This is a genomic window from Variovorax sp. GW822-FHT04A09, assembly GCF_058801005.1.
Genome location: NZ_JBXAMV010000008.1, coordinates 183,157 through 201,923 on the forward strand (window position 1 = coordinate 183,157; position 18,767 = coordinate 201,923).

19 protein-coding genes are annotated in these 18,767 nt (G+C 68.5%); 16 read left to right on the forward strand and 3 right to left on the reverse strand.

Going from position 1 to position 18,767, the window contains the following annotated elements; genetic code table 11:
- Positions 1 to 180: 180 nt before the first annotated feature.
- Positions 181 to 810, forward strand: a complete 630-nt coding sequence (coq7, locus tag AC1RLW_RS29685; protein WP_139700940.1) for a 2-polyprenyl-3-methyl-6-methoxy-1,4-benzoquinone monooxygenase — start codon at positions 181 to 183, stop codon at positions 808 to 810.
- A 28-nt stretch (positions 811 to 838) separates the two neighbouring features.
- Here the strand turns inward: coq7 and AC1RLW_RS29690 are convergent, their stop codons facing one another.
- Positions 839 to 1,288, reverse strand: coding sequence for an OsmC family protein (locus tag AC1RLW_RS29690; protein WP_493196057.1), 450 nt, complete (start codon positions 1,286 to 1,288; stop codon positions 839 to 841).
- A 272-nt stretch (positions 1,289 to 1,560) separates the two neighbouring features.
- On the opposite strand from AC1RLW_RS29690, the gene AC1RLW_RS29695 reads away from it, so the two are divergent.
- A complete protein-coding gene (locus AC1RLW_RS29695) occupies positions 1,561 to 2,841 on the forward strand; it encodes a porin (RefSeq protein ID WP_493196135.1) in 1,281 nt (426 codons plus the stop codon).
- 94 nt (positions 2,842 to 2,935) lie between these two features.
- Here AC1RLW_RS29695 and AC1RLW_RS29700 read toward each other — a convergent pair whose 3' ends face one another.
- Positions 2,936 to 4,066, reverse strand: a complete 1,131-nt coding sequence (locus AC1RLW_RS29700; RefSeq protein ID WP_493196058.1) for a site-specific integrase — start codon at positions 4,064 to 4,066, stop codon at positions 2,936 to 2,938.
- A 73-nt stretch (positions 4,067 to 4,139) separates the two neighbouring features.
- Between AC1RLW_RS29700 and ilvA the strand changes: the two genes are divergently transcribed.
- Positions 4,140 to 5,705 carry a threonine ammonia-lyase, biosynthetic gene (gene ilvA / locus AC1RLW_RS29705; protein ID WP_493196059.1) on the forward strand — a complete coding sequence of 522 codons (1,566 nt, stop codon included), beginning with the start codon at positions 4,140 to 4,142 and terminating at the stop codon, positions 5,703 to 5,705.
- Between the two features lie 37 nt (positions 5,706 to 5,742).
- On the opposite strand, the gene AC1RLW_RS29710 is transcribed toward ilvA, so the two are convergent.
- The gene (locus AC1RLW_RS29710) at positions 5,743 to 6,375 is read right to left on the reverse strand and encodes a type II secretion system protein N (RefSeq protein WP_493196060.1); all 633 of its coding nucleotides are present in this window, start codon (positions 6,373 to 6,375) and stop codon (positions 5,743 to 5,745) included.
- 50 nt (positions 6,376 to 6,425) lie between these two features.
- On the opposite strand from AC1RLW_RS29710, the gene gspG reads away from it, so the two are divergent.
- The 13 genes from gspG to AC1RLW_RS29775 all read left to right on the forward strand — a co-directional run bounded on the left by gspG (position 6,426) and on the right by AC1RLW_RS29775 (position 18,752).
- Positions 6,426 to 6,866 carry a type II secretion system major pseudopilin GspG gene (gene gspG, locus AC1RLW_RS29715; RefSeq protein WP_056573020.1) on the forward strand — a complete coding sequence of 147 codons (441 nt, stop codon included), beginning with the start codon at positions 6,426 to 6,428 and terminating at the stop codon, positions 6,864 to 6,866.
- Positions 6,841 to 7,347, forward strand: a complete 507-nt coding sequence (locus tag AC1RLW_RS29720) for a prepilin-type N-terminal cleavage/methylation domain-containing protein (protein WP_493196062.1) — start codon at positions 6,841 to 6,843, stop codon at positions 7,345 to 7,347. Before gspG ends, AC1RLW_RS29720 begins: the two co-directional genes overlap by 26 nt.
- Positions 7,344 to 7,724, forward strand: a complete 381-nt coding sequence (gspI, locus tag AC1RLW_RS29725) for a type II secretion system minor pseudopilin GspI (RefSeq protein WP_492686218.1) — start codon at positions 7,344 to 7,346, stop codon at positions 7,722 to 7,724. The genes AC1RLW_RS29720 and gspI overlap by 4 nt, the downstream gene beginning before the upstream one ends.
- Positions 7,724 to 8,404, forward strand: coding sequence for a PulJ/GspJ family protein (locus tag AC1RLW_RS29730; protein ID WP_493196064.1), 681 nt, complete (start codon positions 7,724 to 7,726; stop codon positions 8,402 to 8,404). The genes gspI and AC1RLW_RS29730 overlap by 1 nt, the downstream gene beginning before the upstream one ends.
- Positions 8,401 to 9,447 carry a type II secretion system minor pseudopilin GspK gene (gene gspK / locus AC1RLW_RS29735; protein WP_493196065.1) on the forward strand — a complete coding sequence of 349 codons (1,047 nt, stop codon included), beginning with the start codon at positions 8,401 to 8,403 and terminating at the stop codon, positions 9,445 to 9,447. Before AC1RLW_RS29730 ends, gspK begins: the two co-directional genes overlap by 4 nt.
- A 131-nt stretch (positions 9,448 to 9,578) precedes the next feature.
- Positions 9,579 to 10,790 (forward strand): type II secretion system protein GspL, encoded by a 1,212-nt coding sequence (gspL, locus tag AC1RLW_RS29740; RefSeq protein WP_159278469.1) that lies wholly within the window; start codon positions 9,579 to 9,581, stop codon positions 10,788 to 10,790.
- The gene (locus AC1RLW_RS29745; protein ID WP_493196066.1) at positions 10,787 to 11,338 is read left to right on the forward strand and encodes a type II secretion system protein M; all 552 of its coding nucleotides are present in this window, start codon (positions 10,787 to 10,789) and stop codon (positions 11,336 to 11,338) included. The genes gspL and AC1RLW_RS29745 overlap by 4 nt, the downstream gene beginning before the upstream one ends.
- 23 nt (positions 11,339 to 11,361) lie before the next feature.
- A complete protein-coding gene (gene gspN / locus AC1RLW_RS29750; protein WP_070060014.1) occupies positions 11,362 to 12,165 on the forward strand; it encodes a type II secretion system protein N in 804 nt (267 codons plus the stop codon).
- A 7-nt stretch (positions 12,166 to 12,172) separates the two neighbouring features.
- Positions 12,173 to 14,506, forward strand: a complete 2,334-nt coding sequence (gene gspD / locus AC1RLW_RS29755) for a type II secretion system secretin GspD (protein ID WP_493196067.1) — start codon at positions 12,173 to 12,175, stop codon at positions 14,504 to 14,506.
- A 29-nt stretch (positions 14,507 to 14,535) separates the two neighbouring features.
- Positions 14,536 to 15,927 carry a GspE/PulE family protein gene (locus AC1RLW_RS29760; RefSeq protein WP_062472610.1) on the forward strand — a complete coding sequence of 464 codons (1,392 nt, stop codon included), beginning with the start codon at positions 14,536 to 14,538 and terminating at the stop codon, positions 15,925 to 15,927.
- 9 nt (positions 15,928 to 15,936) lie between these two features.
- Positions 15,937 to 17,181, forward strand: a complete 1,245-nt coding sequence (gspF, locus tag AC1RLW_RS29765; protein ID WP_493196068.1) for a type II secretion system inner membrane protein GspF — start codon at positions 15,937 to 15,939, stop codon at positions 17,179 to 17,181.
- A gap of 22 nt (positions 17,182 to 17,203) precedes the next feature.
- Positions 17,204 to 18,103: a 5'-nucleotidase gene (locus tag AC1RLW_RS29770; RefSeq protein ID WP_070060017.1), complete on the forward strand. Its 900-nt coding sequence runs from the start codon at positions 17,204 to 17,206 to the stop codon at positions 18,101 to 18,103.
- A 466-nt stretch (positions 18,104 to 18,569) separates the two neighbouring features.
- Positions 18,570 to 18,752, forward strand: coding sequence for a hypothetical protein (locus tag AC1RLW_RS29775; RefSeq protein WP_070060018.1), 183 nt, complete (start codon positions 18,570 to 18,572; stop codon positions 18,750 to 18,752).
- Positions 18,753 to 18,767 lie beyond the last annotated feature (15 nt).

Sequence of the window (18,767 nt, forward strand, 5' to 3'; positions counted from 1 at the left end):
AAGTTGATGCTATTGCACCAGAGCCGCTGCGGCAGGGCAAAACAAATCGCCCTAAATCTTGGAAGCCCCGTGTGTTTCGTTGCAGTCGTGCAACAAAGGACTTAGACGGGTGGTTTTGCCACGATATGAAACGAAATGTGCTGTCCTTGCATCGCCGGACAGGTGCGTTCAAATAGACCTATGACTGCCCTGCTCGACCCCGCCCTGACTGCCGCCGATGCGGCTTTGCGCACGCTTTTTGCCCGATCTCACGCCACCCGGGCGCTTCCGCCCGCGATCCAGCCGCAAGGTGAATTGAGCGAATCGGAGCGCCGCGAGGCCGGTGCGCTGATGCGCGTGAACCATGTCGGCGAAGTCTGTGCACAGGCGCTGTACACCGCCCAGGCCGCCGTGGCGCGGGACCCGGCGTTGCGCGCGCACTTCCTGGAAGCCGCGCATGAAGAAACCGATCACCTGGCCTGGACCCGGCAGCGGTTGGACGACTTGGGCGCCCGCCCGTCCCTCCTGAATCCACTCTGGTATGCAGGCGCCTTCGGTCTTGGCCTGATTGCCGGACGCCTGGGCGATCCCCTGAGCCTCGGCTTTGTCGCCGAAACCGAACGGCAGGTGGAAGCGCACCTTGAAAGCCACCTGGACCGGCTGCCGCCGACCGATCACGCGTCCCGCGCCGTGGTCGAGCAGATGAAGGTTGACGAAGCCCGCCATGCCACGCAGGCCGTCGACGCGGGCGCAGCGGAACTGCCGGCCCCGGCCAAGGCCCTGATGCGCCTGGCATCGCGGGTCATGACGACCGTCGCCCACCGAATCTAGGGCCTTCGGTCGCCATCCAACGGGGTTTTCAGGTCTCGATCAGATCGAAGCTGGTCGTGATTTCCGCCGTCTTCGCCAACATGATGCTGGCGGAGCAGTAGGTTTCGTGGCTGAGCGCGATCGCCCGCTCCACGGCGGTGGCCGGAATACCCTTGCCCGCCACGGTGAAGTGCATGTGGATCTTCGTGAAGACCTTGGGATCCTTCTCGGCGCGCTCGCTGGTCAGCTTGACGCTGCAGCGCTCGATGCGATGGCGCCCCCTCTTCAATATGAGCACCACGTCGTAGGCGGTGCAACCGCCCGTGCCCGCGAGCACGGTTTCCATCGGCCGCGCCGCCAGGTTCTGGCCGCCGTTCTCGGGCTTGGCCGCATCCGGGGCACCGTCCATCATCAGGACATGGCCGCTGCCGGTCTCGGCCACGAAGCCCATGGCCGATCGGGTGCCTGCGTCACCGGTCCAACTTACTGTGCATTCCATGGTGTTCAGCTCCAATTGGGATGAATTCGTGCGGAAAAATGCGCACCAAACATCAACTTGTGTGTGGGAAAAGCATCGCCTGCTTGTTGCATCGCAACAAAGGGTGGGTATACTCTATTTCATTGCTGCGCACTTCATGGTGCGCACCCAGTTGTCTCCTCCACCCTTCCAATTGGTGGATTTAGCCCCGAGTCGCAAGACTCGGGGCTTTTTTCTTTGTGCGCCTCGATGGCCGCACCACTCTAGCCGTCCACTGCGAAAGGGCAGCTGCTCTGGCTGCCCTGGCTGTTGCCGGTGTTGCCTCGGCTCAGTCGTCCGTCACGCTGTTTGGTGTGGTCGACGCGTCGATCAGCGGCTACTCGTCCACCTCGCGAGACCTGGGCAATGGCGTCACGTACGACAGGCTCGGCTTCCCCATCTACAACCCGTTCTACCTGAACCGCGGCAGCATCAAGGCGAGCCGCCGTGAACTGGCCCACTCGGGCTACAACTCCAGCCGTCTGGGCTTCCGTGGCACGGAAGACCTCGGTGGTGGCCTGGCCGCCAGCTTCTGGCTCGAAGCCCCGATCAGCAACGACGATGGCCAGACGGGCGTCTCGACATTCACGCGCCGTTCGACCGTGAGCCTGTCGGGCGGGTTCGGTGAAGTCCGCCTCGGCCGCGACTACACCCCGACGTTCTGGAACGACACCGTGTTCGACCCGTTCGGCACCAATGGCGTCGGCTCCAACCTGGTCAACACAGCCAATGGCGCATTCGGCGGCTTCACCGGTTATGCCGACGGCAAGAAGCTCCCCGATGCCCTCAAGAACGTTCCGCAACTCCCCGATGCTGGTGGCAGCAACTACGTTCGCGCCGGCAACAGCATCGGCTACTTCCTGCCCCCGAACCTGGGTGGTTTCTACGGCCAGGTGATGTACGGCTTCCACGAGAAGACAAAGTACAGCCCCGGCACCGCAACGCCCCTCGCGGAAAACGCATCGCGCACCGGTCGCTATGTCGGCGGTCGCTTCGGCTACGCCAACGGCCCCCTGGACGTTGCGCTGGCTTATGGCAGCAGCACCGTGGGTGACCAGTTCTACGTCGGCACGACCACCAAGGTCAACACGCTGAACCTGGGCGCTTCGTACGACTTCGGTCCCGTGAAACTGTTCGGTGAACTGTCGCGCGCCAAGAACAAGATCGACTACGAAGTCGAGCCGTACCTCGGCGGCCGTCCCGACATCGACCTGACCGGCTACCTGCTCGGCGTGACCGTGCCGGTCGGTGCTGGCCTGATCCGCGCTTCGTACTCGAGCGTCAAGTACGACGAGAACCTGGTTGCCCGCAACCCGTGGGAAGTGCTGCCCGCCGACAAGAAGGCCAACAAGCTGGCGATCGGCTACGTGCACAACCTGTCGAAGCGCACGGCCCTGTACGCCACCGTTGCTCGCGTGAGCAACAAGAACGGCGCATCGCTGACCGTCGGTGGTCCGGGCTTCCAGGGCACCGGCAACGGTTTCACGCCGAAGACCTCGACGGGCTACGACTTCGGCATCCGTCACGCCTTCTGATCGTTCACTGTCGATTCACATGCTGGCCCACGCCAGTTTGAATCTGCAAACGCTCAAGCCGCCCGGCTCAAGCCGGGCGGCTTTTTGTCCTTCCTCAATTCATCCGGCCACGCCTGCTCTGCAGCAGCCCCACATTCATTTCTCCGCTCAGCACCGATGCGTAGAAACGCTCGACCATGTTGACACTCGTTCGTGCATTGCGCGCCAGCGTCAGCATGTCGATCCCCTGTCCATACAAGAGCCGCAACGTGATGGCCGTATGGCGCAAGCAGTACAGCGTCCTCGACTGACCCAGCGGTCCTTTCTCGAGACCGGTCTTTTCGAGCACCCAGTGAAAGAAGAAATTGAGAACCGCCAGCGCGTGCTCGCGGTTCTTCAGGTGCGGCATGAAGATGTAGTCTTCCGCCCCGCCGAAGCCATGCGTCTCGCGGTACGCGAGCAGACATTCATAGACACGAACGGCAGGTCGCAGGCTCACGATGGGCTGGCTGTGCCGCTTGGTCTCCGGCAGGTTCATCCGCAGGTAGACATGCTTGCCTCGCACCACTTCGATGTGCTTGTGCTTCATGAGCTTGATGTCGCTGGGGCGCACGAAGGTGTTGACCATCCAGCGGATCAGCCACGGCAGCTCGTCGGGCATGACGAGCAATTCGCGAGCGATCCAGAAACGTTCGCCGGCCGTCAACCGGTCCAGCACCGGGTGCGAATGGCCGCGCAAGCTGCGCGCCGCCGCAATCAGCGCACGGTACTCCGCCACGCTGAAGCTGCCGCGCGGCTGGCTGCGCACCTTGACCTTCGGGAACACGGGGGCCTCGCGCAACGCACCGACGTGCACGCCATGCATGACCACCTTGCGGAGCAAGACGAGGTACTGCGCGATCGTCGTGCTCGTAAAGCCTTGTTCGCCGAGGTGATCGATCAGGCGCTGCACGTCCGTAGTCGTGAACACAGCCACCGGCACATCGCCCAGCAACGGAACGATGTGCGCACGCAATCTGTTGCCCATGACCTGCCATGTGGGCCGTCCGATTTCGCCGCGTTGCACGCGCGCGGCCTCGGCCTGCATCAGTCCCTTCGAAAGGTCACTGACAGAAACTGATAACAAATTATGCCCAACTGTTAGTGAATTAGCGGGCGTATGAATCGCGGGATAGGTGCGCGCAAAAAAACCGGAATCATTTGCAGCAGGAGCCTTGCGGAATAGGTTTATGACATTTGTGTCCATGCCATTCCCCGCATGCAATACCGATGCCTCTTATGATTGATGGTTAGCAAATGAAAACTCCCTGGAAAAGATCTTGCGCAATGCACCCGTTACTGCGGCGTTAACGCCCGCCGACTATCTCAGAAAAATCCTCAATGCGCGGGTCTACGACGTGGCCGTCGAGTCCGCTCTGGAGAAGGCGCGCGCGCTCAGCGAGCGGCTTGGCAATACCGTGTTGCTCAAGCGCGAGGACCAGCAACCCGTATTCAGTTTCAAACTGCGCGGTGCCTATAACAAGATGGCGCACCTGAGCAAAGCGCAATTGGCGAGCGGTGTGATTTGCGCATCGGCCGGCAATCACGCGCAAGGCGTTGCGCTCGGCGCGCGCAAGCTCGGCACGCGCGCAGTGATCGTGATGCCCGTCACCACGCCGCAATTGAAGATCGATGCAGTGCGTGGTTTCGGCGGCGAGATCGTGCTGCACGGCGACAGCTATTCCGACGCCTACCTGCATGCGCTCGAATTGCAGACGCAGCAGAACCTCACCTTCGTCCATCCCTTCGACGATCCCGACGTCATCGCGGGCCAGGGCACCATCGCGATGGAAATCCTGCGCCAGCATCAGGGCCCGCTCGACGCGGTGTTCGTGGCGATCGGCGGCGGTGGCCTCATCTCCGGCGTGGCCAACTACATCAAGGCCGTGCGGCCCGAGATCAAGGTGATCGGCGTCCAGATGAACGACTCCGACGCGATGATGCAATCGGTCGCCGCGCACCAGCGCGTGAACCTGCCCGACGTCGGCCTGTTCTCCGACGGCACGGCCGTCAAGCTGGTCGGCGAGGAAACCTTCCGCATCGCGCAGAACCTGGTCGACGGCTACATCTCGGTCGACACCGATGCGGTGTGCGCCGCCATCAAGGACGTGTTCGTCGACACACGCAGCATCGTCGAGCCGGCCGGTGCGCTGGCCGTGGCGGCCATCAAGCAGTACACCGCCGAGCACGGCCGCAAGGGCGAGACCTACGCGGCGATTTTGTGCGGCGCCAACATGAACTTCGACCGGCTGCGATTCGTGGCCGAGCGGGCCGAGGTCGGCGAGGAGCGCGAGGCGCTGTTCGCCGTGACCATCCCCGAAGAGCGCGGCAGCTTCCGTCGCTTTTGCGAACTCATCAGCCAGCTGCCGGCCGGTGGCGCGCCGCGCAACGTGACCGAGTTCAACTACCGCATCAGCGATGCCGCCAAGGCCCACGTGTTCGTCGGCCTCACGACCTCGGCGCGTGGCGAGTCGGCCACCATCGCGAAGGTCTTCATCGAACACGGCTTCGACGCGCTCGACCTCACGCACGACGAGCTCGCCAAGGAGCATCTGCGCCATCTGGTGGGGGGCCGCACGGGGCTGGCGCACGACGAGCGCCTGCTGCGCTTCGTGTTCCCCGAGCGTCCCGGTGCGCTGCTCAAGTTCCTGAGCCTGATGCGGCCGAACTGGAACATCAGCCTGTTCCACTACCGCAACCAGGGCGCCGACTACGGGCGCATCCTCGTGGGCCTGCAGGTGCCGGCCGAAGAGTCAGCCGCTTTCGACAGCTTCCTCGAAACGCTGGGCTATCCCTGCGTCGAGGAAACGGCCAACCCGGCCTACCGCCTGTTCCTCCAGGCCTGAAGAAAAGAAGAAAAGAGAAAGAAAGAGACCGCTGCGCTTACTGCGCAGGGGTCTGCGCCTGCGGTGGTGGCTCCATCGCGGCGCCCGCCGTGGCGGGAAGTTGCTGCTGCTGCGGCGGCGGCATCACCATCGTCGGCATCGTGGCCGGCAACGGCCCGGCTGGCGCAGGTGACTGCACCGACGACAGACCAGCAGGCGGCGTCGGAAGTCCCATGCTCAGCGGCGCACGCACCGGCAGCTGCAGCGTGAACGCCGCCGGCCCGTCGCGCTGGGCACCGAGCGTCGCCGCGCGCACGCCCACCGACTGCAGCACATAGCTCTCGCCGACCTTCGAGCCGACACGAAACGGCCGCGGCGGCTTGCCGTCGATCGAGATCAGTGCCGCCCCCTGGTTCGACGGGTCCGCCACCACGCCCGACAGCGCGAAGCGGCTCGCGGCCTCCGGCGCCACGGGGGCGTTCGACGTCACCGTGACCACGCCCAGCAACCGGGCCACCGCCTCGGCATCGGCCGCGACCGGCGCGCGCGGCATCGTGGCCGCAGCGGCCACGGCGTCGGCCGGCGAGGCCAGCCGCAGCACCCAGAACACCGCGGCGCCCGCGGCCAACGCCCAAAGCCCCGTCGTTGCAAGTGGGGCATGCCAGCGGGCTGCTGAGTAAGGACTTGTCATGGCCGCGGATTATCATGCAGCGCGCTTACTGCCTCATGTCCCCGCAAGCTATGAACAAACTCCTTCGTTCCGTCTCCCGCACCGCACAACGCGGCTTCACGCTGATCGAACTCATGGTGGTGCTTGTCATCATCGGCGTGCTCGCTGCGCTGATCGTGCCGAACGTGATCGAGCGCGCCGACGACGCCCGCGTCACCGCCGCCCGCACCGACATCAACAACCTGATGCAGGCGCTCAAGCTCTACCGCCTCGACAACCAGCGCTACCCGACCGCCGAGCAGGGCCTGCAGTCGCTGCTGACCCGCCCCACCGCGGGCCCGGCCGCGCCCAACTGGAAGCCCTACGTCGAGAAGCTGCCCAACGACCCCTGGGGCCATCCGTACCAGTACATGAACCCCGGCATCAAGGGCGAAATCGACGTGCTCTCCTTCGGCGCCGACGGACAGAGCGGCGGCGAGGGCAAGAATGCCGACATCGGCAGCTGGCAGTAAGCGCATCGCCCCCGGCCGCGTGGTGCTGCCACCGCCTCGCGCAGCGCGTGGCTTCACGCTGCTGGAGCTGATCGTGGTGATCGCGATCATCGCCATCGCGACCGCCAGCGTGAGTTTCGCGATGCGCGACACCAACGCCGCCGCGCTCGACCGCGAGGCCGACCGCCTCGCCGCCCTGCTCGAATCGGCCCGCGCCCAGTCGCGCGCCAGCGGCGTCATGGTGCGCTGGCGCCTCGTCGAAGGCAGCGGCTTCGTCTTCGACGGCCTGCCCGCCGACGCACTGCCCACCGGCTGGACCCACGCAGGCATCACGGCCCAGCCCATGCTGGGCGGCGACACGCCGGTGGCGGCGCTGCAGCTCGGGCCCGACCCCATCATTCCGGCGCAGCAGGTCATGCTGCACAGCGACGGCCCACCCGCGCGCGTGCTGCGCGTCGCCACCGACGGGCTGCGGCCCTTCACCGTGTTCGCCGTGCCATGACGCAACGGCTGCGGCGCGCCGGCTCCAGCCATGGCTTCACGCTGGTCGAGGTGCTGATCGCGCTGGGCATCGTTGCGCTCGCGCTCGCGGCCGGCTCGCAGGCCACGATGTCGCTCACGCGCAATGCGCAGCGCCAGTCCGACCTCGTGCTGGCCGGCCTGTGCGCGGAAAACGAACTCGCCAAGGCGCGCCTGTCGCGGCAGATGCCGGCCATCGGCGACTCGGGCTCCATCTGCCTGCAGGCCGGCCTCACCTTCCTGGTGACGACCACGACGGTGCCCACGCTCAATCCGAATTTCCGGCGCGTCGACGTGCAGGTGCGCGACGAAGGCAGCGCACCGCTGCTGCGCGTGTCGACCGTGGTGGGGCGCGTCTGATGACGAGGCCTTCGCGCGCACGCGGCTTCACGCTGATCGAGCTGCTGGTCGCCATCGCCGTGATGGCGCTGCTCGCGCTGGTGAGCTGGCGCGGCCTGGACAGCATGTCGCGCGCCACCACGCAGAACCAGCAGCGCGCCGACGCGGTGCTCACGCTGCAGGCCACGCTCGCGCAGTGGAGCGCCGACCTCGACGCCATCACCCTGCTCGCGCAGACCCGCCCGATCGACTGGGACGGCCGCGTGCTGCGCATGACGCGCCGCGGCAGCGACACCAGCACGCCGACCGTGCAGGTCGTCGCCTGGACGCTGCGCCCCGGTGCCGACGGCACGCGCTGGCGGCGCTGGCAGTCGGCGCCCTTCGCCACGCGCGGCGAATGGGTGCAGGCCTGGAACCTCGCGGCGGCGTGGGCACAAGATGGCGCCGCGCCCACCGGCGGTGCCACCGATGTGGCGCTGATGCCGGTCAACAGCTGGCAGCTCGCGTACTTCCGCAACAACGCCTGGGTGCCGGCAGAGCCGCTGCCCGTGGCGGCGGCGAACCCGTCCAACCCGGCCGGCGCGCTCATCGCCATGCCCGACGGCGTGCGGCTGGTGTTGACCCTGCCGCCCGGCGACGGGCTCTCGGGCACGCTCACGCGCGACTGGGTGCGCCCGACGCTCGGGGGGCCGCGCTCATGACGGCGCCGCAACGCCATCGCGTGACCAGCACACGCCGCCAGCGCGGCGCCGCGCTGCTCGCCGCCATGCTGACCGTGATGCTGGTCGCCACCTTTTCCGCAGCCGCGCTCTGGCAGCAGTGGCGCTCCGCCGAGGTCGAAGGCGCCGAGCGCGCGCGCGTGCAGGCGGCCTGGGTGCTGATCGGCGCGCTCGACTGGTCGCGCCTGATCCTCGGCGAAGACGGCCGCGCCGGCGGCCCCGACCACCTCGGCGAGCCGTGGGCCGTGCCGCTCGAAGAGGCCCGTCTCACCAGCTTCCTGTCGGCCGAAAAGAACGTGGCCAGCGACAACCTCGAAGGCCTGCCCGACGCCTTCCTGTCGGGCCGCATCGTCGACGCGCAGTCCAAGCTCAACGTGCTGTCGCTGGTGGACGCCGGCAAGCCGGTGCCGGCCAGCGTCGCGACCTTCACCCGCCTCTTCAACCTGCTGGGCCTGCCGGCCGGCGAGCTGACCCAGATGACCGCGCGGCTCGCGAGCGCGCTGCACACCGGCAGCACCGACGCCGCCTCAGGCGGTAGCGGCGGTGGCGGCAGCAGCGGCGGTGGCGACGCCAGCGCCGACACCGGCGCCGCCCCGCTGATGCCGCAGGAGGTCGCGCAGCTGGTGTGGCTCGGCCTCTCGCCCGCCACCGCCGCTACGCTCGAGCCCTACGTGACGATCCTGCCGGAGCGCACCACGCTCAACCTCAACACGGCCAGCGCCGAGGCCATCAGCGCGAGCGTCGAATCGCTGGGCATCGCCAGCGCGCGCCAGCTGGTGGAGCGGCGCACCCGCTCCTTCTTCAAGAACATCGAGGAAGCCAACGCCGGCCTGCCCAGTGGCGGCTCGCGCTTCAACGCGGCCCAGCACGGCGTCGGCACCCAGTATTTCGAGGTGTACGGCCGGCTGCGGCTGGACCGCACCTGGGTCGAGGAGCACTCGCTGCTCTTTCGCAAGGGCCTGGCCGTGACCACCGTCTGGCGCACCCGTGGCGCGGGCGCCACCATGCCCCCGGCAAAACCCTGACGCCGGTTTCCTTTTCTCTGATCAAAACACCGTCAAACGCACGTAGTCTCTGCAAGGTATGCTATTCAAACAATAGCAACAACTTGTAAGCCACCCTCCTACAATCACCGGCTTTTCCGACATCCCCCGACATGACCCCGCTGCTGCTCCTTGCCCCCCTCCCTCCGGCCGATGCCGCGGGCGAGTACGACTGGGCCCAGGCCGGTGAGGACGGCATCGCCCTGCGCGACCAGGGCCGCGCGCTGCTGACGCTGCTGCCGTCGGGCCCCGAGGTCACGCTCGGCATCCCGTCCTCAGCGCTGTCGTGGCACCGCGTCACCTTGCCCAAGGGCAGCATGGGCAGCACCTCGAAGCTGCGCGCCGTGCTCGACGGCCTGCTCGAAGAGCACCTGCTCGACGACCCGGAAGCCCTGCACTTCGCGCTCGCGCCCGATGCCAAGGCCGGCGAGCCGGTGTGGGTCGCGGCCTGCAACCGCATCTGGCTGCGCAGCGTCGTGCAGGGGCTCGAAGCCGCCGGCCGGCGCGTGGTGCGCATCGTTCCCGAATTCACGCCGCAGCCGGCCGACGCGCCGCCGCTGCTGCAGGTCACGGGCGAGCCCGAGGCGCCGCAACTCACGGTGTGCGACGGCGACGGCGTGGTCTCGCTGCCGCTGGCCGGCGCGGGCCTGGCCCTGTCGAACGGCCTGCCGCTGGACACCGCCGTCATCACCACCGAACCCGCCGTCGCCGAAGCGGCCGAGCACCTGCTGCAGCGCCGCGTGCCGATCGTGCAGGCGCCGCAGCGCTGGCTGCACGCCACGCGCACGCCCTGGGAGCTCGCGCAGTTCGACCTGGCCGTGACGGGCCGCGCGCGCGCCGGCAAGAAGTTCGCCTCGGTGCTTCAAACGCTGCGTTTCGCACCCGAATGGCGCGCCGCGCGCTGGGGCGTCGTGGTGCTGCTGCTGACCCAGCTCATCGGCCTGAACGCCTGGGCCTGGAAGGAGCGCAACGCGCTCGAGTCCAAGCGCCAGGCCACGCGCGCCATCCTGACGCAGACCTTCCCCTCGGTGAAGATCGTGGTCGACGCGCCGCTGCAGATGGGCCGCGAAGTGGCCGCGCTGCAGCAGGCCGTGGGCGACGTGGCGCCGAGCGATTTCGAACCCATGGTCGGCGCCATCGCCACCGCCCTGCCGCCCGGGCGCTCGCCGAGCGCCATCGACTTCAGCGCCGGCCAGCTGCGCCTGCGCGGCCTCGGGCTGCAGCCACAGGAGGTCACGCAGATCACCGCCGCGCTGTCGCCGCGCGGCTACCAGGTGCGCACCGAAGGCGATCTGCTGCTGGTACAGGCCGAGGCCAACCGATGAACTTCAGCGAACAACTCAAGGCCCGCTGGGCCGTCCTCGGGATGCGCGAGCGCCGCCTCGTCATCGGCGCCGTCGCGCTGGTGGCGCTGGCCTTGCTCTGGTGGATCGCGCTCGCCCCCGCGCTGCGCACGCTGGCCGCGGCCCCGGCCGAACACGCACGACTCGACGCCCAGCTCCAGCAGATGGCCACCTTGCAGAACCGCGCGAAGGCGCTGCAGTCGCAACCGCGCCTGGCGCGCGACGACGCCCTGCGCGCGCTCGAGACCTCGGTGCGCGACGGCCTCGGCGTCACGAATGCCCAGCTCATGACGGCCGGTGGCGACGGCGCCGCCACCGTCACGCTGCGCGGCGCGCCCGCCCAGAACCTGGCGCAATGGCTCGCACAGGCGCGCGGCAATGCCCACGCCGTGCCGCGCGAAGTGCACCTGACGCGCGCGCCCATCGCACCGCCGCCGCCGGGCGCCAAGCCCGCGCCCGCCACGCCCGACCAACCTCCGCAACCCCGCTGGGACGGCACGCTCGTGATGGCGCTGCCCGCCCCGCGCTGAAGCAGCCCCACGCACCGCACGGCATGGCGAGACGTCCCCCGGTCCCCGACCTCCAGCCGCGCCGCGGCAGCTGGCGCTGGGCCGTGCTCGGCGCCGCCACCGGCCTGCTGGTCGCGGTCGTGCTGTTCGCACCGGCACGATGGCTGGCCTCGGCGCTCTCGGGCTGGACGCAGGGCCGCCTGCTGCTGGTCAACCCGCGCGGCACGGTCTGGAACGGCACCGCCGCCGTCGTGTTCGCCAGCGGCGCCGGCGGCACGCAGGCCGTCTCGTTGCCGGGTCTGCTGAACTGGCGCATGTGGCCGAACTGGCGCGGCCTGTCGGCACGCCTCGATCTTTCCTGCTGCGCGGCGCAGCCCCTTGGTCTTCAGGCCAGCCCGCGCGCCAACGGCCTGCAGCTCGCCTGGCAGGACGCCCGCTCGCGCTGGCCCGCCACGCTGCTCACCGGCCTGGGCGCGCCCTGGAACACGCTCAAGCTCGAAGGCGCGCTCGACCTCAACACCCGCGCCTTCGCCATGCAGTGGGACGGCCCCGCCTTGCGCATCGAGGGCCAGGCCACGCTCGACGCCACCGATGTGTCATCCGCCCTGTCGACCCTGCGGCCGATGGGCAGCTACCGCCTGTCGCTCGAAGGCGGCACGCGCCCCACGCTGCTGCTGAGCACGCGCGAAGGCAGCCTCGAACTGAACGGCAGCGGCGACTGGAGCGGCACCGCGTTGCGCTTCAACGGCGAAGCCAGCGCGGCACCGGGCCGCGAAGACGCACTTTCCAATTTGTTGAACATCATCGGGCGGCGCGACGGTGCGCGCTCGATCATCACCCTGGGTTGATCCGACCATGAAGAAGCCTCTGTCCTCGTCCGGCGCCCGCCCCGGCCTCGTCGCGCTCGCGGTACGCCTGCTGATCGCGGCGTCGTTCGTGCCGGTGCTGCCGCCCGCCTACGCGCAGACCGGCGACGCCCCGCGACGCGGCGAACCGATCACGCTGAACTTCGCCGCCGCCGACATCGAGGCCGTGGCCCGCACCATGGCCGTGGTCACCGGGCGCGACGTGGTGGTCGACCCGCGCGTCAAGGGCACCATGAACCTGGTCACCGACCGCCCGCTGGCGCCGGCCGCCGCCTTCAACCAGTTCGCCGCCGCGCTGCGCCTGCAGGGCTTCGCGGTGGTGGAAGCCGACGGCCTGTACAAGGTGGTGCCCGAGGCCGACGCCAAGCTGCAGACCAGCACCGTCAACACCTCCATCGGCGGCGCCAGCGCGGCCGCGGGCAACCAGATCGTCACGCAGATCTTTCGCCTGAACTACGAGTCGGCCAACAGCCTGCTGCCGGTGCTGCGCCCGCTGATCCCGCCGAACAACACCATCAACGTGAACCCGGGCAACAACTCGCTCGTGATCACCGACTACGCCGACAACATGCGCCGGCTGGCGCGCATCATCGCGTCGCTCGACGTGCCCAACGCGTCCGACATCGAAGTCATCCAGCTCAAGCATTCGGTGGCCACCGACATGGTGCCGCTGGTCACGCGGCTGGTCGAAGGCGGCGGTGCGGGTGCGCCGGGCGCGGCCGCACCGGGCGGGGCCGACGCCTCGTTCCGCACCACGCTGATGGCCGACCCGCGCAGCAACTCGCTGATCCTGCGCGCCGCCAACCCCGCGCGCGCGCAACTCGTGCGCACGCTGGTCGAGAAGCTCGACCGTGCGCCGGCCGAAAGCAGCAACGGCGCGGCCGGCAACATCTACGTGGTCTACCTGAAGAACGCTGATGCGGTGCGCCTCGCAGCCACGCTGCGCGCCGCGATGGCCGCGAGCCAGCAGCAGTCACAGGTGCCGGGTGCGCCCGGGGCCGCGGGCAGTTCCGGCTCGTCGGTGCCGCCGGCCAGCATGCCGATGACGCAGGCCGGCTTCGGCGGCAACAACACCCAGGGCGGCGGTTCGGCCGCGGCCAACGCGCCGCTGAACAACGCCAACCAGCCCTCCACTGGCGGCCAGATCCAGGCCGACCCGAGCACCAACTCGCTGATCATCACCGCGCCCGAGCCGCAGTACCGCCAGATGCGCGCCGTGATCGACAAGCTCGACGGCCGCCGCGCGCAGGTGATGATCGAGGCGCTCATCGTCGAAGTCAGCGCCAAGAAGGCCGCCAACTTCGGCGTGCAGTGGCAAAGCGCGCTGGGCAACAACGCCGTCATCGGCACCAACTCCAGCCTGGCCAGCGCCAACATCCTGGCGCTCACGCAGGCCCTGGCCACGCGCGACGTGGCCGGCATCCGCCCGTCCACCGGCCTGAACCTGGGCATCGCCGGCAAGATCGGCGGCCAGTACATCCTGGGCGCCATTGCCAACTTCTTCAACAGCGACGGCGACGCCAACGTGCTGTCCACGCCCAACCTGCTGACGCTGGACAACGAAGAAGCCAAGATCGTCATCGGCCAGAACGTGCCCTTCGTGACCGGCCAGTACGCCAGCACCTCGGGCTCGGTCGGCATCAACCCGTTCACCACGGTGGAGCGCAAGGACGTGGGCCTCACGCTGCGCGTGCGCCCGACCATCAACGAGAACGGCACCGTGAAGATGACCATCTTCCAGGAGACCTCCACGGTCGACCAGAACACGGCCAAGGACCCCAACGGCCCGACCACCAACAAGCGCTCCATCGAGTCGAGCGTGCTGGTGGAAGACGGCGGCCTCGTGATGCTCGGCGGCCTGCTGTCGGACAACTACAGCAACAACGTCGAGAAGGTGCCGGTGGCCGGCGACATCCCCGTGCTCGGCAACCTGTTCAAGAACGAGGTGCGCGCGCGCGACAAGAGCAACCTCATGATGTTCCTGCGCCCCGCCGTGATGCGCGACGGCGCCTCCACTGAGGCCTTCGCCTACGACCGCTACGACGAGATCCGCGGCATGCAGCAGCGCACGCAGCCCAACACCGACAACATCATGCTGCGCGGTGTCGACTCGGCGCCCGTGCTGCCCGAGGCGCCGCTGGTGCGCATCAACCGCCTCAACAGCAACGACAGCGGCAAGAAGAGCAGCGAGACCCGCATGGAAGGCACGCAACTCATCCCGCCGCCGCGCCCCGCCACCGACAACCGCCGGCTTGCGCCCAGCCCGCTGCGCGGCGCGCTGCCGCCCACCGCCGACCCGACCAGCTCGCGCGAGCTGCCCTGAGCCCCGTTTCGCACACGCCAGCCCCCCCCATGCGCTATCCCCTGCCCTACGCGTTCGCACGCAGCCAGCAACTGCTGCTCGAAGCCACGGACGACGGCCGCCACACGCTGTGGATGTCTTCCCACCCGGCACGCAGCGCGGTCGGTGAAGTGACCCGCAAGTACGGCGTGCAGGCCTTCGAGGTGCTCGACGACGGCCCGCTCGCGCAGCGCATCAGCGCCGCCTACGCGCAGGGCGAATCGAGCGCCGCCGCGGTGGTCAGCGAAGTGCAGAACGACGCCGACCTCTCGCGCATGATGCAGGAGCTGCCCGCGGTCGAAGACCTGCTGGCCAGCGCCGGCGACGCGCCCATCATCCGCATGCTGAACGCGCTGCTCACGCAGGCCGCGCGCGACGGCGCCAGCGACATCCACATCGAGCCCTACGAGCGCACGTCGTCCGTGCGCTTTCGCATCGACGGCACCTTGCGCGAAGTGGTGCAGCCCAACCGCGCGCTGCACGCCGCGCTGATCTCGCGCCTGAAGATCATGGCCGACCTCGACATCTCCGAAAAGCGGCTGCCGCAGGACGGGCGCATCAGCCTGCGCATCGGCACGCGCGCGGTCGACGTGCGGGTGTCGACGCTGCCCAGCGCGCACGGCGAACGCGCTGTGCTGCGCCTTTTGGACAAGAGCGAATCGAAGCTCACGCTCGAATCGGTGGGCATGCAGGGCGACTCGCTGGCGCGCTTCGAAAAGCTCATTGCGCAGCCGCACGGCATCATCCTCGTGACCGGCCCCACCGGCTCGGGCAAGACCACCACGCTGTATGCCGCGCTGGCCCGCCTCGATGCGAGCCGCAGCAACATCATGACGGTGGAAGACCCCATCGAGTACGAGCTGCCGGGCGTGGGCCAGACGCAGATCAACGCGAAGATCGAACTCACCTTCGCCAAGGCCCTGCGCGCCATCCTGCGGCAGGACCCCGACGTGATCATGATCGGCGAAATCCGCGACTTCGAAACCGCGCAGATCGCCATCCAGGCCTCGCTCACCGGCCACCTCGTGCTGGCCACGCTGCACACCAACGATTCGGTGAGCGCCGTCACGCGCCTGACCGACATGGGCGTGGAACCCTTCCTCTTGAGCTCGTCGCTGCTCGGCGTGCTGGCCCAGCGCCTCGTGCGCAAGGTCTGCACGGCCTGCGGCGGTGCGGGCTGCGAGGCCTGCGGCCAGACCGGCTACCAGGGCCGCACCGGCATCTTCGAGCTGCTGGTGGCCGACGACGAGGTGCAGGCACTCATCCACGGCAAGGCCGCCGAGAGCGCGCTGTTCGAAGCCGGCGCACGCGGTGGCCTGCGCTCCATGCGCGAAGACGGCGAACGGCTGGTGCAGGCCGGCATCACCTCGCGCGCCGAACTCTTGCGCGTCACCCGCGAGTAGCGACCCGCGATGCCCGCCTATTCCTTCGAAGCCATCGATGCCAGCGGCCAGTCGCGCGAAGGCGTGCTCGAGGCCGACACCGCGCGCGCCGCACGCGGCCTGCTGCGGGCACAAGCGCTCATTCCGCTGTCGGTCAAACCGGTCGGCGGCGGCGATGCGGCCGGCGGTGGCGGCAGCGCTGGCAGCACGCTCACGCGCTGGCTCGGCGGCGGCAAGCGGGTCTTCAATTCGACGAACCTCGCCGTGTGGACACGCCAGCTCGCCGGCCTCATCTCCGCCGGCCTGCCGCTGGAACGCGCGCTCACGGCGCTCACCGACGAAGCCGAATCGGAACCGCAGCGCAACCTCGTCGCCTCGCTGCGCGCCGAGGTCAACGCGGGCTCGCCCTTTGCGCGCGCGCTGTCGGCGCACCCGCGCGAGTTCTCGCCCATCTACACCGCCGTGATCGGCGCGGGCGAGCAAAGCGGCAACCTCGGGCTCGTGCTCGAACGCCTCGCCGACGACCTCGAGGAGCGCCAGGTGCTGCAGCAGAAGCTGATCGGCGCCGCGCTGTACCCGGCCATCGTCACGCTGGTGGCGATCGTGATCGTGATCTTCCTCGTGAGCTACGTGGTGCCGCAGGTGGCGCAGGTGTTCGCGGGCACCAAGCGCTCGCTGCCCTTCCTCACGACCGTGATGCTGTCGCTGAGCGCGGCCGTGCGCAACTACGGCTGGTGGATGCTGGGTGCCGTGGTACTCGCGGCCATCGGTGTGCGTGTCGCGCTGGCACAGGAAGCCTTCCGCCTCAAGTTCGACGCCGCCTGGCTCAAGCTGCCGCTGGTCGGCAAGCTCGCGCGCGGCTACAACGCGGCGCGCTTCGCCAGCACGCTCGCCATGCTGGCCACGGCCGGTGTGCCGATCCTGCGTGCGTTGCAGGCAGCCTCCGAAACGCTGGGCAACCGCGCCATGCGCGCCGACGCGCTCGATGCGCTGGTGCTGGTGCGCGAAGGCGCGCCGCTGGCCTCGGCGCTGGCGCAGAAGAAGCGCTTCCCGGGGCTGGTGTCGATGTTCGCGCGCCTGGGCGAGCAGACCGGCACGCTGCCCGTGATGCTGCAACGCGCCGCCAACCAGCTGGGCGCCGAAGTGCAGCGCCGCGCGATGCACCTGGCCACCATCCTCGAGCCGCTTCTCATCGTCGCCATGGGCGGCGTGGTCATGCTCATCGTGCTGGCCGTGATGCTGCCGATCATCCAGCTGAACCAGTTCGTCAAGTGACGACGGACGGGGAGCCCCTCACATGCCCGTAACGCTCGAAGACAAACTCGTGGTCGCGATCTCCTCGCGGGCCCTGTTCAACCTCGAAGAAGAAAACAAGATCTTCGAGGCCGGCGACAACGAGGGCTACATGAAACTGCAGCTCGACCGCATCGATGAACCGGCCGCGCCCGGCATCGCGTCGTCGCTGATCCGCAAGCTGCTGCGCTTCAACGAAGACGGCGTGCAGCGCGTCGAGGTGGTCATCCTCTCGCGCAACGACCCGGTGTCGGGCATGCGCATCTTCAAGTCAAGCGCCGCGGCCGACATCAAGCTGCAGCGCGGCGTGTTCACCCAAGGCCGCCCGCCCTTCGGCTACCTGCGCCCGCTGCGCGCGCACCTGTTCCTGTCGGTCAACGCGCAAGACGTGCGCGAGGCACTCGCCGCAGGCTTCCCCGCCGCACGCGTGCTGGTCGAATCGGTGAAGGCCAGCGACGCGTGGCCCAACGAAGTGCGCATCGCCTTCGACGGCGACGCCGTGCTCTTCAGCGACGAAGCCGAGCGCGTGTTCCAGGCCGAGGGCCTCGACGCCTTCCAGGCGCACGAACTCAGCAAGGCCGACCTGCCCCTGCCCGAAGGCCCGTTCAAGCCGCTGCTGATGGCGCTGCACCGCCTGCAGATGGCGGGTAATGCGCAGATGCGCATCCGCACCGCGCTGGTCACGGCGCGCAGCGCACCGGCGCACGAGCGCGCGATCCGCACGCTCATGAAGTGGAACATCCGCGTCGACGAAGCGATGTTCCTCGGCGGCCTGCCCAAGGGCGAGTTCCTGCGCGAGTTCGAGCCCGACTTCTTCTTCGACGACCAGACCGGCCACGTCGATGCGGCCTCGCGGCATGTGCCTGCGGGGCATGTATCGAGCGGCATCAGCAACGAGCCCTGACGCTGTTCAGGGCGCGATCACGCCGACGGGGCACCTTGCTCCGCGAATGTCCTCCGCCCTTCGGGCTCCCCCTTTATTTCGCTGCGCAAGGCACCCCATCGACATGATCGATGGGCCGTGCGGTCGTTGATCGGCCGCACACCCGCGCTGCTTCCCGTGCCCAGGGCACTGGGTGCTTCCCGCAGCGAAATCAAGGAGGAGGCCGCAGGCCGGGGGACATTCGCGGAGGGAAGTACCCGGTGGCCTGGGCACGCGCCCCAGCCCCTCTTTCGCGGTCTCCACGAAGCCGCAGACCAGCGCGTTGTCACACGCGTTTCGTCCCACTGTCATCGCTCGTTCACTGCCGAGTAACGGGTTCTCCCTAGTCTTGTCGCCTGTCCGGTGCGCACATCGGGCCAGCCGCTTTTCGCGCTCGCGCCCTGATCTCCCCCCGATCTCCACGACATCACAAAGAGAGGATCACCCCATGCTTGTTCAAGCCTCGCTCCCCACGCGGCTGCTGGCCGCCTTCATCCTGGCTTGCACGCTGTCAGCCTGCGGCGGCAGCGACAACGGCGGCGGCTTCGCCGGCTTTCCGCCCGTCACCACGCCGCCCCCGCAGCCCCAACCCGAAACCGGCGTGAAGCCCGAGATGCGCTGCGCACCGTGACACGCGAACACATGA

Coding starts and splice junctions, on each gene's coding strand:
- coq7 (WP_139700940.1), top strand. CDS start 181: ATGACTGCCCTGCTCGACCCCGCCCTGACTGCCGCCGATGCGGCTTTG.
- AC1RLW_RS29690 (WP_493196057.1), bottom strand. CDS start 1,288: ATGGAATGCACAGTAAGTTGGACCGGTGACGCAGGCACCCGATCGGCC.
- AC1RLW_RS29700 (WP_493196058.1), bottom strand. CDS start 4,066: ATGGACACAAATGTCATAAACCTATTCCGCAAGGCTCCTGCTGCAAAT.
- AC1RLW_RS29710 (WP_493196060.1), bottom strand. CDS start 6,375: ATGACAAGTCCTTACTCAGCAGCCCGCTGGCATGCCCCACTTGCAACG.
- gspG (WP_056573020.1), top strand. CDS start 6,426: ATGAACAAACTCCTTCGTTCCGTCTCCCGCACCGCACAACGCGGCTTC.
- AC1RLW_RS29720 (WP_493196062.1), top strand. CDS start 6,841: ATGCCGACATCGGCAGCTGGCAGTAAGCGCATCGCCCCCGGCCGCGTG.
- gspI (WP_492686218.1), top strand. CDS start 7,344: ATGACGCAACGGCTGCGGCGCGCCGGCTCCAGCCATGGCTTCACGCTG.
- AC1RLW_RS29730 (WP_493196064.1), top strand. CDS start 7,724: ATGACGAGGCCTTCGCGCGCACGCGGCTTCACGCTGATCGAGCTGCTG.
- gspK (WP_493196065.1), top strand. CDS start 8,401: ATGACGGCGCCGCAACGCCATCGCGTGACCAGCACACGCCGCCAGCGC.
- gspL (WP_159278469.1), top strand. CDS start 9,579: ATGACCCCGCTGCTGCTCCTTGCCCCCCTCCCTCCGGCCGATGCCGCG.
- AC1RLW_RS29745 (WP_493196066.1), top strand. CDS start 10,787: ATGAACTTCAGCGAACAACTCAAGGCCCGCTGGGCCGTCCTCGGGATG.
- gspN (WP_070060014.1), top strand. CDS start 11,362: ATGGCGAGACGTCCCCCGGTCCCCGACCTCCAGCCGCGCCGCGGCAGC.
- gspD (WP_493196067.1), top strand. CDS start 12,173: ATGAAGAAGCCTCTGTCCTCGTCCGGCGCCCGCCCCGGCCTCGTCGCG.
- AC1RLW_RS29760 (WP_062472610.1), top strand. CDS start 14,536: ATGCGCTATCCCCTGCCCTACGCGTTCGCACGCAGCCAGCAACTGCTG.
- gspF (WP_493196068.1), top strand. CDS start 15,937: ATGCCCGCCTATTCCTTCGAAGCCATCGATGCCAGCGGCCAGTCGCGC.
- AC1RLW_RS29770 (WP_070060017.1), top strand. CDS start 17,204: ATGCCCGTAACGCTCGAAGACAAACTCGTGGTCGCGATCTCCTCGCGG.
- AC1RLW_RS29775 (WP_070060018.1), top strand. CDS start 18,570: ATGCTTGTTCAAGCCTCGCTCCCCACGCGGCTGCTGGCCGCCTTCATC.